Source organism: Halomonas ventosae (assembly GCF_004361885.1).
GTDB lineage: Bacteria > Pseudomonadota > Gammaproteobacteria > Pseudomonadales > Halomonadaceae > Halomonas > Halomonas ventosae_C.
This window is the reverse complement of record NZ_SNWH01000009.1, coordinates 44,145-57,794: the sequence shown is the minus strand read 5'-3', so window position 1 is coordinate 57,794 and position 13,650 is coordinate 44,145. Positions and strand designations below refer to the sequence as shown.

Genomic DNA, 13,650 nt, shown 5'->3' with positions numbered 1-13,650 from the left:
GTGGTGGACAGCGCGTGGGGCGGCTAATCTGTGATGATATCAGCTCTACTCGGGGCGAATAGGAGATCATCATGGAGGAGCGTCGCCCGGAAGCGGTGATCGACTTCTGGTTCAGGGAGCTCGCGCCCGCCCAGTGGTTCCGCAAGGATCCCGCCCTGGATGCCGAGATTGCCCGGCGCTTTGGCGACTGGCTGGCCGCCGCGGGGCGTGGCGAGTTCTGGCAGTGGCGGGGCTCTGCCCGCGGCCGTCTGGCTGAGGTGATCATGCTCGATCAGTTCCCGCGCCACATTTATCGGGGCGCGGCCCAGTCATTCAGCTGGGATCCCCTGGCCCTGGTGCTGGCCCAGGAGGCAGTCGCTCAGCGCGCGGACCGGCTACTGGACGTGCCCTGGCGGGCCTTCCTGTTCATGCCTTACATGCACAGCGAGTCGCTGATCATCCACGACGAGGCGCTGCGCCTGTTTGCCCAGCCGGGGCTGGAGGAGAGTCTGCGCCACGAGCATCGCCACCGCGAGGTGCTCGAGCGTTTTGGTCGCTATCCTCAACGTAATGCGGCGCTCGGTCGCGACTCGACTTTCGAGGAGCGAGCCTTCCTCGCGCAACCGGGTAGCGCATTTTGAGCTTTCCTCCTGGCGCTCGGGGAGGCACCATCGAGACGTTTTGTTCCGTTGCGTTCTTCACCAAGCACATATAAGGAGTGTCTGTCATGGGAATCATTGCCTGGTTGATCATCGGGGGCCTGGCCGGCTGGATCGCCGGCCATATCATGCGCGGCGGCGGCTTCGGCATCCTCGGCAATATCGGGGTCGGCGTGGTGGGGGCCGTGATCGGCGGCGGCCTGTTCAGCCTGCTGGGTCTCAAGGCTGGTGGCTTCATCGGCTCGCTGGTCACCGCCATCGTCGGCGCCGTGCTGCTGCTGTGGGTGATCGCCAAGGTCAAAAAGGCCTGACGCGCCGCAACGCACCCTCGCTCCAGCAAGCGGCCAGGGCGAGGGTGTTTTGCCTGTCGCCTCGCCATCGGCCTGGCCAGGCCGTATCAAGGAAAACCCATGGATGTACTGAAGCGATTCGGCGCGGTACTCATTCGCGGCGTGGCCGACATGGGCTGGGGGGTGCTGGGTCTGTTGCTGGTTGCCTACCTGCTGCTCGCCTGGCTCGGCCTGACGCTGACCGGCGAGACGGCCCTGATCGACTCGCCGACCACCTTTCTCTACTACATGATCGTCACCATCTCCACCGTCGGCTATGGGGACTACTCCCCCGTGACCGAAGGCGGGCAGCTGATGGTCGTGTTCTTCATTGTTCCGGTGGGCATCGGCCTGTTTGCCACCCTGCTGGGCAAGGCCTCCGCCCTGGTGATCTCGCAGTTCACCCGGCGCCTCAACGGGGAGCAATCGATCGTGCAGAAGGACCATATCGTTATCGTCGGCTTTAATGCCTACACCGAATCCCTGGTCGGGCAGGTCCGCGAGGAGGCGCGGCCCGGGCAAGTGGTGGCGCTCTGCGTGGATGCCAACGCCCCGACGCGCAATCCCTTCCTCGAACAGGGAGTAGAGTACTTCCGGGCCGCCTCCCTGTCGGACGAGACGCTCTATGAGCGCGCCTCGGCAAGGGACGCCTCGCTGGTGGTGGTCGACGTCGAGGACGACAGCGAGACCAACCTGGTCTGCATGCATCTCTCCGCCCTCGTCGATCAGCGCTGTCGGATCACCGCCTACGTGAAGAACCAGATGGTGGGGCGTTTGCTCGAGACTCACTGCCCCAAGGTGAACGTGATTCCCTCCCTGCACCAGAAGATGCTGGTCAAGGCCGCCCTCGACCCTGGCAGCGAGGAGGTCATGCGCCTGCTCGTCGATGCTGACCAGGCGCAGACCCAGTACTCGACCCGCCTCGCGGGGCCGTCGCTTCCGCTCAGCGTCGAACGGGTATCGAGGCGCCTGCGCCGCCAGTGCCGGGCCTCGCTGATCGCGATCCGGCAGGCCGCACAACCGCATCCAGTGCTCAACCCTGACGACGAGCTGCTGCTGGCGGCGGGTGACGAGGTCTTCTACATCGCCGGGCGTCGGATCCCCTCCGACGAGATGGCCCGCTACCTGGCCGCGGAGCGCGACTAGCGTGCGGCGATTGGCGGTTCAGCCAGAAGATGTCGGCAGGATGCGCCGGTAACGATCCAGGCAGTTATCCAGCCAGGCACCCTCGAGACTGCCTGAGGGTGGCGAGGCGGGCACCTTCAGAGTCAGCAGGAAGAGGCCGTGACGCTCGGCATCGTCGTCGCACAGGCGCTGGCCGAGCTGCCGGGCGAGATCGTTCGGCAGGCTGCCCGAGCGTCGCCAGGTGAGCCGCAGGGCCTGTTGGTCGAGTAGGTACTGGAAGCGTGCCGCATCCTTCAATACGGCCATGCCCCCCTGGGCCAGCCCCTGGGAGAGGCTCTCCAGCTTGCGGTAGCCCGGGGCCCCGGCGGCCCGGCAGGCATGGGCTCCCTCCACGAAGCAGCGCTCCCGTTCGTCGGGGTCTTGTGGCCAGCGGCCCCCGCGGCGCCGCGCAGGGGTGGCCACGAAGGGCACGACGACCGAGACGGCGGGGGTCCCGTCGGCCAGCGAGGCCTGTCGGGCAGCGATCACCGCGTGGCGCATTTGGCGTCGCAGCCAGCGGTAGTCGCAGGCCTGCTGGATGCGCGACTGGGCATCGCTGACCGTATGATGAGCGCCCTGCAGGGAGCGCAGCAGGGAGAGGGTGCGAAGAATCATGGCGCCATTTCCGATGGGCGAGCGAGCAGAGAAGGACCGAGCGGCAGGCAGCGACCATAGCAGGATTTCAGTCGCATGGCGTCAACGCCACTAGGCATCTATACCCACGCCCGGCTGTCTCCAGCCGGGCGCTAGGTCGTGCTCCGTTACCGGTCGTGCTCGGTCAGGCGGTGGCGGTGCTCTTGCTGCCGACCAGCTCCTTGAGAGACTCCTCGACGATGGCGAGGCCTTCCTCGAGGATCTCATCCTCGATGGTAACCGGCATCAGGAAGCGGATGGTGTTGCCGTAGAGGCCGCAGGAGAGCAGGATCAGCCCTTTTTCGCGGGCCTTCTTGCACAGCGCGCCGGCCAGATCGGCGTCCGGGGTGTGGTTGGCCTTGTCGGTGACCAGGTCGATGGCCGCCATGGCGCCCATGTTGCGGCCGTTGTCGACGCAGTCGAACTGCTGCTGCCACTGGGCGAAGCGCTTAGCCAGCTTGTCGCCGAGCGCCTGGCTCTTCTCGAGGATGTTCTCCTGCTCGAAGACCTCCAGCACGGCCAGGGTGGCAGCGCAGGAGACCGGGCTGCCGGTGTAGGTGCCGCCCAGGGAGTTGGGGCCGGAGGCATCCATGTGCTTGTCGGTACCCACCACCGCGGAGATTGGCATGCCGTCGGCCATGCTCTTGGCCATGGTGATGATGTCGGGCTCGACGCCGCTGTGCTCGATGGCGAACAGCTTGCCGGTGCGCCCGAAGCCGGATTGCACTTCGTCGACGATCATCAGCATGCCATGTTCGTCACAGATCTCGCGGATCGCCTTTAGGAAGCTCGCCGGCGCCGGATAGAAGCCACCTTCGCCGAGCACCGGCTCGATCACGATGGCGGCGGTGTCCTTGGGGTTGGCGTCGGTCTTGAGCGCCATCTTCAGGCCACGCAGGGCCTCATCTTCGCTGACGCCGTGATAGGGTACCGGGTAGGGGGCGCGGAAGACATTACCCGGCATGGAGCCGAAGTCGGTGGCGTAGGGCGCGACCTTGCCGTTCATGGCCATGGTCATGAAGGTGCGGCCATGGTAGCCGCCGTCGAAGCAGATCACGTTGTTCTTGCCGGTGGCGGCACGCGCGATCTTGACGGCGTTCTCCAGCGCCTCGGCGCCGGAGTTGGCCAGCATCACCTTGGCATGGCCGCGCACCGGGGTGACCTGGCTGAGCTTCTCGGCTACCTTCACGTAGCCCTCATAGGGCATCACGGTCTGGCAGGTGTGCATCACCTTGTCGAGCTGGTCCTTGACCGCCTGGACCACCTTGGGGTGGCGGTGGCCGATGTTGAGCACGCCGATGCCGCCGGCGAAATCGATGATGCGAGTGCCGTCGGCGTCCCACACCACGGCGTTCTCGGCACGGTCGGCAAACTGGGTGGCCGGGCTCGCCGCGCCGCTGGCCACGTAGCGCTGCTTGAGTTCATTAAGCTGTGCGTTGTTCATGGATCCTGCCTCCTTGGTAAGACGTTGCGGGCGATCACAGACCGCCGACGCAGACGTATTTTAGTTCAGTTTACTCGTCCAGGCCGTGGCGCGCCCCATCGCGTCCTGGCCCCGACTCCTTGGCCTCACCGAAGGGTGCCAGCTCGGTGGAGAGGATGCCTTCATTCCCTCTCTCACCATGCCATACTCCAGCCCCTCCATGACATGCCCGATCCGCCGATCGTCGCGGGCATGGAAGAAGTAGTCGGCAAGAGACAATTCGCTGGCGTTGGCCATGGCGATGGCCTCTTTCTCGCTCTCGAAGCGGTCCCCTGGCGCCAGGGGACCCAGGGTCTCCTCGGGGGCTGTGTCGCCTCGGCCACGTCGGTGATGATCGTCGGCTGGAAGGACGCGCTTGGCCACTCGGTCATCGGCGTCGGCAACGCTTTCCGCTACACTAGGGCGCCGAGTTGTCGCAGTATGCGGCTTCTTCCTTGTTCCGGTGTTATGGCGAGGTGAGCCTTGGTCGATCCCCTGAATGCCTGGTGGGCCCAGCAGCTGGTACTGTGCGATTGGGTCTTTACGCCCGATCCGCTGTCGGTCGAGGCCGAGATGGCCGTCGAGCGGCTGGCCGTGCTTGGGGTGACCGACCGCGGCGAGCTGGGCTGGTGTCTGCTGGAAGCCTTAGGTACCAGCGGCAACAGCGTCGATCCGGCCAGGCTGCTGGCCGGCCTGGAGGCGATCGCCCTGGGCGGCGCCGCGGGCTGGCTCAGCGAGGTCCGTGCCCGCGCCTGGGCCCAACGGCTGGCCGAGGAGATCAGCGCGCGTCATGCCAGCCTCGATGCCTGGCTCTCGGCGCTGCTGCGTGCCCGCAGCGACGAGGGCTGGGTGCGCGGCGACGACGGCTTTTTCGAGGCCTGTGAGGCCCTCTCGGCCCTGGAGCACGACGGGGAGGGGGTCACCTGGGAGATGCTGCAGGAGTGGCTGGCGAGCCACGACACGCCGCCGGCGCTCTGGCCGACGCCGTCGGAGGATCAGGTCTGGCGGCTGCGCGCTGCCTTCTCACCGGTCGTCGAACTGCCCGCCGGGCCGCACGACTGGCAGGGGTTGGCGGGCTGGCTGGAGGAGGCCTGGCAGATCAGCTGCCGCGAGGATCTGGTGCGCAGCCTGCTGTGGCTGGCCTCCCAGGGCGACCGCCAGGCCTGGGACCTAGAGGCGGGGCGGCTGCTCGAGGCCGACGGCGAGGTCCGCCGGCAGTGGTGGGAGGCCCTGGTCGGGGACGAGCGCGGCTTCGGCCGGGTGCTGCTGGACTTTCTGGATCAGGGCGAGCCGCTGGAGTGGGCCGCCTGGGACTGGCTGCGGCTGATCGACCTGGCCTGGGCCGGCGCCTGTCTGGGCTGGCTGGACGTGCAGGAGGCCCGTGACTTCGCTACCCATGGTGCCGACCTGGCACTGCGCCGCTACAGCGACTGGCCCGCCATGGCGCGGGCCTACCAGCGTGGTCGCAGCTTGTTCGAAGGTCGCAACCTGCTGCCTGCCCTCCAGGCTGATTGGGCGCTACTGCTGCACTCGCCGGTGAGTCCCTGGCGTCCGGCGCTGCAGGGGCTTATTCCCGAGACGGCCCTCGACGCCTCGCGTATCGCGCTGCGGGCCTGGCGGGGCGATCCCCGCCACTGGACGCTGGCACTGGCCGCAGTGCGCGAGCCCGAGTTCGCCGCCCGCCAGGGGCTGGTGCCTGAGTTGGCGCGGGCGCGCCGCGAGGAGGCGCGCCGCTACCTGGTCGAGACCCTCGACCTGCATGCCGACGAAGGGGTCGAGGCCCTGTCCCGCTACTGGCTGCCGGCCCAGGCCCACCACCTCAACCAGCTGGCGGCGGATGCCGCCCATGGTGCCCTGCCGCCGGCCGCGACCCCCTTCGGCTCGCCGCCCGCGGAGGCGCTGGCGAGCCGAGACGCTCTCAAGCAGGCGAGCCGGCATGCCGCGACCATCCACATGGCCGAGAAATTTGCCTTCCATCTGCAGATGGCCATGGACAGTGGGGATTTCGACCCAACCCGGCTGGCGAGACTGGCCGAGGATCTGCAGGGCTCGCTGTGTCGCTTCTATGCCAATGCCCGTCGCCTGCTACAGGCCTGGGCCCACTGGGAAAGCCTGTTGCCCGAGCCCGACCAGCCCCCGATGGTCGCCGAGATCCGCTGGCACCTGGAGGACCCCGGGAGTCTTTTCTACTGGCTCGACTGGCGCGGCGGGGCTTGGCGCGAGCCCGGCCCGCGGCCGACGCTTGCCGACTTCACCGCGATGGCGCTGGTTGGCCCGCTCAACAGCCCGGCCTGGAGCCTGCCGCAGCCGGAGAGCGAACGCGAATGCGCGGCCATCCGTGACTGGGTCGATGGCCATTATGCCCTTCATGGGGCGGCGGAGCTGGCTGAGTTCCTCGAGTACCTGATCGAGGTCGGCGATCGTCAGGAGTACCAGATTACCTATGCCCCCTACACGCTTAACCCCGGGCGGCTGGCCTCGGAGATCGCCACCCTGGAGAGCGGCGCCTGCAATGAGGAAGAGGGCGCTCATCTGCTGCGCCTGCAGCGGGTCAGGGATAATGAGGACGGCTGCAACGAGGTCGATCTGGCCGCCTGGGATATCGCCCAGGCCGTGGACCTGGCCATTGCCGGCCGCCAGCTGGGCTGGCTCGACGAAGCGGTGTTCCTGGAGCTGCTCGGGCGAGCCCATGCGCTGGCCGGCGAGCACTATGCGGGCTGGGAAGCGTATGCCCGCGGCCTGCATGCTGGCTTCTCTTTCTTCATGGGCGAGACGCCGGAGCGCGAGAGCTTCCTAGCTGGCTTTCGCCAGGCGCTGGTGGCCTGGCTCGCAGGCGCTCCGCCGCTGGCCGGGGCCTGGGCCAGCCTCGACTTTCCCGGGTCGAGGCCGCGGCACTGGGCGCCATTGCACATCGATACGTTGCCGGGCGACAGTCGTAGCCTGCACTGAGCGCTCGCCTTGCCCGAAAAGAATGGTTTATAGTCAACCTCATTGATGACATGGCTCCTCCTGTCGGGAGTCTTTACCAGGCAGCGAGTCGCCGACAGGCCGCTTTGGCAGTGCAGCCGGCCAGTTTCCGTTAGCACTGCCACAGCGACACCCTCGGGAACATGCGATGCACAGCGTCGCTGTTCAAGGGGGGACTCATGGAACGAGGTCGTCGCGGGATGTTGGTCAAACGCTTGTGTCATATCACCGCCACGGGTGTCACCTTGACCATGCTGGCCGGCTGCGCCGCCTCGAGCGGTGTCGATCAGCAAGCCCGCGGTGGCTACTTTGCCCGGAACCTGCCAGGGTTGCCCGCCGATCCCCCGATGGCCCCCGGGGACAATCCCATTTTGGCAGTTCGCGCCCTGCACAACCCACCGCCCAGGTTGATCCGCCTGGCCCTGCTGGCCCAGCATGAGCGTTGGGCTGGCACACCCTACCGGCTGGGCGGCAGTAGCCGGCGCGGGATTGATTGTTCGGCCCTGGTGCAAAACATCTTCAGCGACACCTTTCGCCTGGACCTGCCGAGGACCACCGAGCAGCAGGTGCATGCCGGCCTCAAGATCAAGCGTAATGCGCTGCGCCCTGGCGATCTGGTGTTTTTCCGTTCTCGGGGGGGTTACCGCCACGTGGGTATCTATGTCGGCGAAGGACGCTTCCTGCATGCCTCCACCTCGCGGGGCGTGATGATGTCAAATCTCGACAATCGCTATTGGCAGCGTCACTTCTGGCAGGCCAGGCGTACCCTGGAGCCGGTTCTGCTGTCCCGGCGTCGGGGCGAGACTGGCGAGGGCTGAGGCCAGGCGCATCCTTGCCTGCGCCAGGCGTCGCGCGGCAGCCAACGGGTGATGATCTGGAAGCTCCTTCTGGCTTAACAGGCTTGCCGATGGCTCATGGCCGGCCACATCGGAGGACACCATGATCGCCGCACATACCCGCGCCTGGTGGCGCGCTACCCTGGCCCTGTGTCTGGGTTCCTTTCTGGTCTTTATTAACCTCTATGCGCCCCAGCCCCTGCTGCCGGCGCTGCGCGAGACCTTCGAGGTCTCGACCCTGGGCATCAGCCTGGTGATGTCGGTCGCCACGCTGGCGCTGGCCGCCTCGCTGCTGGTGTTTGGCCCACTCTCGGATGCCATCGGTCGGGGCGCCATCATGCGTCTGACCCTGCTGGCGTCAGGGCTGCTCTCGCTGGGGCTAGCGTTCGCGCCGAATTTCGAGACGCTGCTGGCGATGCGCGCCCTGCAGGGCTTTGTGCTGGGTGGGCTGCCGGCGGTGGCGATCGCCTGGATGGGTGACGAGTTCGAGCGCCCGGCCCTACTCTCGGCGGTGGGGCTATATATCGGCGCCAACTCCCTGGGCGGCATCAGTGGCAGGGTGGTGGGTGGCGCCGTGGCTGAGGCCGGCGGAACCCCTGCCAGCTTCCTGACGGTAGGGGTCATGACGCTGGTAGGGCTGGCGTTGTTCTGGAAACTGCTGCCCGCCGCCAGTGCCTTTACGCCAAGGCCCTTCAAACTGCGCGATGCCCTGGCTGACCTTGGTGGCCACCTGCGTAATCCGCTACTGCTTGTCGCCTACCTGATCGGAGGGCTCAACTTCCTGATCTTCATCAATCAGTACAGCTACATCACCTTCCGGTTGGCCGACACTCCCTTCGAATTGGGTACCCGAGTGCTCGGGCTGATCTTTTTGACCTACCTGGGCGGCACCCTCGGTTCGTCGCTCTCCGGCCGGCTGGCCACCCGCTGGTCGCAGCCGGCATGCATGATGCTGGGGGTTCTGATCCTGATCGGTGGCACGGCGGTAACCCTGACCGAATCGCTTGGCTGGATCATCACCGGGCTGACCGTCAATGCCTTCGGCTTCTTTTTGGCCCACTCGATGGCCTCGAGTTGGGTGGGACGCCATGCGCGCTCGGCACGGGGCAGCGCTTCGGCCCTCTACCTGGTGTTCTACTATAGTGGCGCCAGTCTAGGCGGCTTCTGGATGGAGCCGTTCTGGCGAGCCGCTGGCTGGAAGGGAGTGGCGCTTGCCTCCTGGCTGATGCTGGCGATAACCCTGGCACTGGCCGGCTGGCTGTGGCGACGTGAGCGCCGTGAGGATCAGGGCGCTGCGCTGGCGCCGGCCTCGTCGCCCCAGATCTCCTCGAGGCGTTCGACGCGGTCACAGGCCGATTTGTAGAAGCGATAGCGCACCGGGTTTTCGAGGTAGTAGTCCTGGTGATAGGCCTCGGCCGGGTAGAAGGCCTCGAAATCGGTGATCTCGGTGGCGATGGGCTGATCGAAGCGTTCGGCAATGGCCTCCCGGCTGGCCTCGGCCTTCGCCTGCTGCTCCTCGTTCATGGGGAAGATGGCGCTGCGGTACGAGGAACCCTGGTCGCAGAACTGGCGGTTTTCGGCGAACGGGTCGATGTTGCGCCAGAACACGTGCAGCAGGGTTTCGTAATCCACCTGCTTGGGGTTGTAGTCGACCTTGACCACCTCGGCATGGCCGGTGCCGCCGGCTGCCACCTGGTCATAGGTCGGGTTTTCGGTATGGCCACCGCTGTAGCCGGAGGTGGTCGCCAGTACCCCTTCGACCTTGTCGAAGGCTTGCTCCATGCACCAAAAACAGCCGCCGGCGAAGACGGCACTGGCGCTCTTACCATCCGCCTGGGCGAGGCCGATGGTGGCAATCGCGGCCGGTAAAGCAAGCAAGGTCATTCGACAAAAGATAGGAAAGGGCGAGGCGCTCATCGTAGGGCTCCATGGGTCGGCAATGATGGATTGGAGGGACGTGATGCCCTTGAGTTCCCTATCCTCCCCGTTCCTTTCAGGACACTGTGTGCGCTTGCGCGTAAGTTGCCGTCATCGACAACGACAGAGGGGCGTCTTCAACGGCCGCGGATGCGGTGATCCTTATCATCTACCTACGGGAGTCCCCCTTGATACGAAAACGCCTGATGCTCGCGGCTGTGATCGCCCTGCTGGTCGCGGCCTACTTCCTCAGCGGGGCCCACCAGGTCCTGACCCTCGACACACTGCAAGCCGAGCAGGCGCGCTTCCAGGCCTGGCTGGCCGCCAAACCGCTGACCGTCGCCGGCGGTTTCTTCCTGGCCTACGTGGCCATCACTGCGGTCTCGCTGCCCGGGGCGACACTGATGACGGTGCTCGGCGGCGCGCTGTTCGGCTTCGGCTGGGGACTGCTGCTGATCTCCTTCGCCAGCGCCCTTGGAGCGACGCTTGCCGCGCTGATTGCCCGCACCCTGGCGCGCGCGCCCCTGGAGCGGCGCTTCGCCCGGCAACTCGAGCGCATCAATGCCGGCATCGAGCGGGAAGGGGCGTTCTATCTCTTCACCCTGCGGCTGATCCCGCTCTTCCCCTTCTTCGTCATCAACCTGGTAATGGGGCTGACCCGCATGCGGCTGTGGACCTTCTACTGGGTTAGCCAGGTCGGCATGCTGCCGGGCACCGCGGTCTATGTGAATGCGGGGCGCGAGCTCGGGCAGCTGGAATCGCTCTCGGGTATCCTCTCGCCGACGCTGATCGGCTCCTTCGCGTTGATCGGGCTCTTCCCCTGGCTCGCCCGGGGCTTGGTGGCAATCGGCAGACGTCGCCAGTTGGCAAAACGCTTCGCACGACCCTCCCGCTTCGAGCACGACGTCGTGGTCATCGGAGGAGGTTCCGCCGGGCTGGTGGCGAGCTATATCGCCGCGGCAGTGAGGGCCAAGGTGGCACTGGTCGAGCGCGAGCAGCTGGGCGGTGATTGCCTCCACACCGGCTGTGTACCCTCCAAGGCGCTGATCCGTGCCGCGCGCGTCGCCAGCGAGATTCGCGAGGCGCCGCGCTATGGGGTCAGCGCCGGGGAGCCCGAGGTGGATTTCGCCGCTGTGATGGGGCATGTGCATCGCGCCATCCGCGAGGTGGAACCCCACGACAGCCGCGAGCGTTACGAGGGGCTGGGGGTGACGGTTATCGCCGGCGATGCTGTTCTCGAGGATCCCTGGCGGGTGCGTGTTCGTGGCGACGCCGGCGAGCGGGTGCTGACCACGCGCCACGTGATCATCGCCAGCGGTGCGCAGCCCAAGGTGCCGGGACTACCCGGGATCGACAAGATCGAGGTCCTCACCTCCGACAATCTCTGGCAGCTGGAGACCTTGCCGGAGCGCCTGGTGGTGCTGGGTGGGGGTGCCATCGGCTGCGAACTGGGCCAGAGCTTCACCCGGTTGGGCAGCCATGTCGACCTGGTGGAGATGGGCAGCCAGCTGTTGCCCAGGGAGGACGAGGAGGTCGCCGCCGAACTTCTAGGCAGGCTCGAGGAGAGCCTGGTGGTGCATCTCGCCACCCGGGCGCTGCGGGTAGTCGTGGATGAGAACGGTGGCCATGCCCTGGAAGTGGAGCGCAGCGATACCACGGGGAAGTCCGTCGTCGAGCGGCTATCCTTCGATCGCCTGCTGGTGGCCGTGGGGCGCCAGGCCAATGTCGCGGGCATGGGACTCGAGGCGCTGGGTGTGGATATCGACGCCGATGGGACTCTCCGTGTCGACGAGTCGCTGCAGAGCGTGCTGCCTAATGTCTGGGCCTGTGGCGATGTGGCCGGCCCCTACCAGCTGACCCATGCCGGAGCCCACCAGGCCTGGCATGCCACCGTGAATGCCCTGTTCGGCGAGTTCAAGCGCTTCCAGGTGAGCTATCGGGCCCTGCCGGCAGTCACCTTCACGGATCCCGAAGTGGCGCGGGTCGGGCTCAACGAGCGTGAGGCTCGCGAGAAGCGAGTGGAGTACGAAGTGACCCGCTATGCCTTGGAGGAACTCGACAGGGCCATTGCAGAGGGGGAGACGCGGGGCTTCATCAAAGTGCTGACCGTGCCGGGCAAGGATCGCATCCTGGGGGCCACCATCGTCGGTCAGGGGGCGGGCGAGATGCTTGCCGAGTTCACCCTAGCGATGACCCGCCATATTGGACTCAATAAGCTGCTGAGCACCATCCATCCCTATCCCACCCACAGCGAGGCGGTGAAGGCGACTGCCGGTGTGTGGAAAAATGCCCACAAGCCGGAACGCCTGCTGGGCTGGCTGGCACGCTACTTTGCCTGGCGGCGGGGAGGCGACGGGAACGAGGAGAGGGGGAGTTAGTATGCTCGATCGCTGGACCATGCCCTTGACACAATGGCCGCTTTTGGTGCTGGCCCGTGGCCTTGCCAGGCTCAGGGTCCGCCCCGATCAGGTGACGGTCGCTGCCTTCCTGGTAGGGATGCTGGCCCTGCCGCTGCTGGCGATGGGTTGGTACCTGCCGGCGCTGCTGGCCATTTTGCTCAATCGCCTGGGCGACGGGCTGGATGGCGCCCTGGCCAGGTTGACGCGGGCGGCGAGCGATGCCGGGGGCTTTCTCGACATCGGCCTGGATTTTGTCTTCTATGCGGCGGTGGTGCTGGGCTTTGCCCTGGCCGAGCCGGCGGTCAATGCGCTGCCGGCGGCCTTGCTGCTGTTCGCCTTCATCGGCACCGGCACCTCCTTTCTGGCCTTCGCTATCATGGCCGCGCGACATGGGCTTAAGCGTCCACGGTTTCAGCAGAAGGCCTTCTACTACTTGCACGGTCTGACCGAGGGCACGGAGACCGTGATGGCCTTCGTGCTCTTCTGTCTGTTTCCGGCCCACTTCGCGCTGCTGGCGATGCTCTTCGCCGGGGCCTGCCTGGTGACCACAGCGACCCGCTTGTGGGGAGGTTACCGCACGCTGCGAGTTTTCGCCCAGCAGGGTCGCAACACAGCGCAACCCTGAACGGCGAAGAGGCAGCCAAGCGCTGCCTCTTCGTCAACCCGTATCGTCTATCGACCGTCGATGTCGATGGTCGCGATATCCACGAGCGGATCAGTGCTCGTGGTCGCCCTCACCATGTACGTGACCATGCTCGATCTCGTCCTCGCTGGCCTCGCGAACCTCGGCGATCTCCACGTCGAAGTTCAGCGGCTGGCCGGCGAGCGGATGGTTGCCGTCAACGGTAACGGTGTCGCCCTCGACACTGGTTACGGTCACCATCAGCGGGCCGCCCTGGGTCTGAGCTTGGAACTGCATGCCCGGCTCGACGTTGTCGACGCCCTGGAAAGCGTCACGCGGCACTTCCTGAACCAGCTGGGCCTGAACCTCGCCATAGCCCTCTTCCGGGGTAACCTTAGCCTGGAGCTTGTCGCCGGGGGCAAGCCCTTCCAGCTGTTTTTCGAGGCCGGGGATGATGTTGCCGGCGCCGTGGAGGTAGGTCAGCGGCTCGCGGCCTTCCGAGCTGTCCAGCACGTCACCTGCATCGTTGGTGAGGGTGTAGTGGAACGCGACAACGGAATTCTGCGCAATCTGCATTGATGAACCTTTACGGTGAGTGCATGTAGCGCGACATGGTAACGCGGCAATCAAGCGACTGTCAGGGGCATGGGGGAAATTCAGGATAGCTGTGACGAGCCTGAACG

The 13,650-nt window shown here is 66.2% G+C and carries 12 protein-coding genes and 1 pseudogene; 8 read left to right on the top strand and 5 right to left on the bottom strand.

Going from position 1 to position 13,650, the window contains the following annotated elements; genetic code table 11:
- The first annotated feature begins 71 nt into the window (after positions 1–71).
- The 3 genes from DFO68_RS08750 (at position 72) to DFO68_RS08740 (ending at position 2,113) form a co-directional block, all read left to right on the top strand.
- Complete coding sequence (locus tag DFO68_RS08750) at positions 72–620, top strand: DUF924 family protein (RefSeq protein WP_133483279.1); 549 nt, start codon at positions 72–74, stop codon at positions 618–620.
- Positions 621–706: 86 nt separating this feature from the next.
- The gene (locus DFO68_RS08745) at positions 707–949 is read left to right on the top strand and encodes a GlsB/YeaQ/YmgE family stress response membrane protein (RefSeq protein WP_133483278.1); all 243 of its coding nucleotides are present in this window, start codon (positions 707–709) and stop codon (positions 947–949) included.
- A gap of 99 nt (positions 950–1,048) precedes the next feature.
- Positions 1,049–2,113, top strand: a complete 1,065-nt coding sequence (locus DFO68_RS08740; RefSeq protein ID WP_133483277.1) for a potassium channel protein — start codon at positions 1,049–1,051, stop codon at positions 2,111–2,113.
- Between the two features lie 18 nt (positions 2,114–2,131).
- Here DFO68_RS08740 and DFO68_RS08735 read toward each other — a convergent pair whose 3' ends face one another.
- From DFO68_RS08735 to DFO68_RS08725, 3 genes and pseudogenes are all read right to left on the bottom strand, one after another.
- Entirely contained in the window at positions 2,132–2,746 is a 615-nt protein-coding gene (locus DFO68_RS08735; protein WP_133483276.1) for a hypothetical protein, read from the bottom strand.
- A gap of 163 nt (positions 2,747–2,909) precedes the next feature.
- Positions 2,910–4,208 (bottom strand): 4-aminobutyrate--2-oxoglutarate transaminase, encoded by a 1,299-nt coding sequence (gene gabT / locus DFO68_RS08730; RefSeq protein ID WP_133483275.1) that lies wholly within the window; start codon positions 4,206–4,208, stop codon positions 2,910–2,912.
- A gap of 70 nt (positions 4,209–4,278) precedes the next feature.
- Positions 4,279–4,594 (bottom strand): annotated as a pseudogene (locus DFO68_RS08725) (aldehyde dehydrogenase family protein); the annotation flags it as partial.
- A gap of 115 nt (positions 4,595–4,709) precedes the next feature.
- Here DFO68_RS08725 and DFO68_RS08720 point away from each other — a divergent pair.
- From DFO68_RS08720 to DFO68_RS08710, 3 genes are all read left to right on the top strand, one after another.
- On the top strand, positions 4,710–7,175 hold the full coding sequence (locus DFO68_RS08720; protein ID WP_133483274.1) for a DUF1266 domain-containing protein: 2,466 nt from the start codon (positions 4,710–4,712) through the stop codon (positions 7,173–7,175).
- Positions 7,176–7,372: 197 nt separating this feature from the next.
- Complete coding sequence (locus DFO68_RS08715) at positions 7,373–8,011, top strand: NlpC/P60 family protein (RefSeq protein ID WP_432206836.1); 639 nt, start codon at positions 7,373–7,375, stop codon at positions 8,009–8,011.
- 121 nt (positions 8,012–8,132) lie between these two features.
- On the top strand, positions 8,133–9,392 hold the full coding sequence (locus tag DFO68_RS08710; RefSeq protein ID WP_133483273.1) for an MFS transporter: 1,260 nt from the start codon (positions 8,133–8,135) through the stop codon (positions 9,390–9,392).
- Here the strand turns inward: DFO68_RS08710 and msrA are convergent.
- Entirely contained in the window at positions 9,314–9,946 is a 633-nt protein-coding gene (msrA, locus tag DFO68_RS08705; RefSeq protein WP_133483272.1) for a peptide-methionine (S)-S-oxide reductase MsrA, read from the bottom strand. The two genes, DFO68_RS08710 and msrA, sit on opposite strands and share 79 nt — an antisense overlap.
- Positions 9,947–10,152: 206 nt before the next feature.
- Here msrA and DFO68_RS08700 point away from each other — a divergent pair, with 206 nt between their 5' ends.
- Both DFO68_RS08700 and DFO68_RS08695 read left to right on the top strand, forming a co-directional pair.
- Complete coding sequence (locus DFO68_RS08700; protein WP_373190655.1) at positions 10,153–12,324, top strand: FAD-dependent oxidoreductase; 2,172 nt, start codon at positions 10,153–10,155, stop codon at positions 12,322–12,324.
- Position 12,325: 1 nt separating this feature from the next.
- Positions 12,326–12,970 (top strand): CDP-alcohol phosphatidyltransferase family protein, encoded by a 645-nt coding sequence (locus DFO68_RS08695; protein WP_133483270.1) that lies wholly within the window; start codon positions 12,326–12,328, stop codon positions 12,968–12,970.
- Positions 12,971–13,060: 90 nt separating this feature from the next.
- On the opposite strand, the gene DFO68_RS08690 is transcribed toward DFO68_RS08695, so the two are convergent.
- Positions 13,061–13,543, bottom strand: coding sequence for an FKBP-type peptidyl-prolyl cis-trans isomerase (locus DFO68_RS08690; RefSeq protein WP_133483269.1), 483 nt, complete (start codon positions 13,541–13,543; stop codon positions 13,061–13,063).
- Positions 13,544–13,650 lie beyond the last annotated feature (107 nt).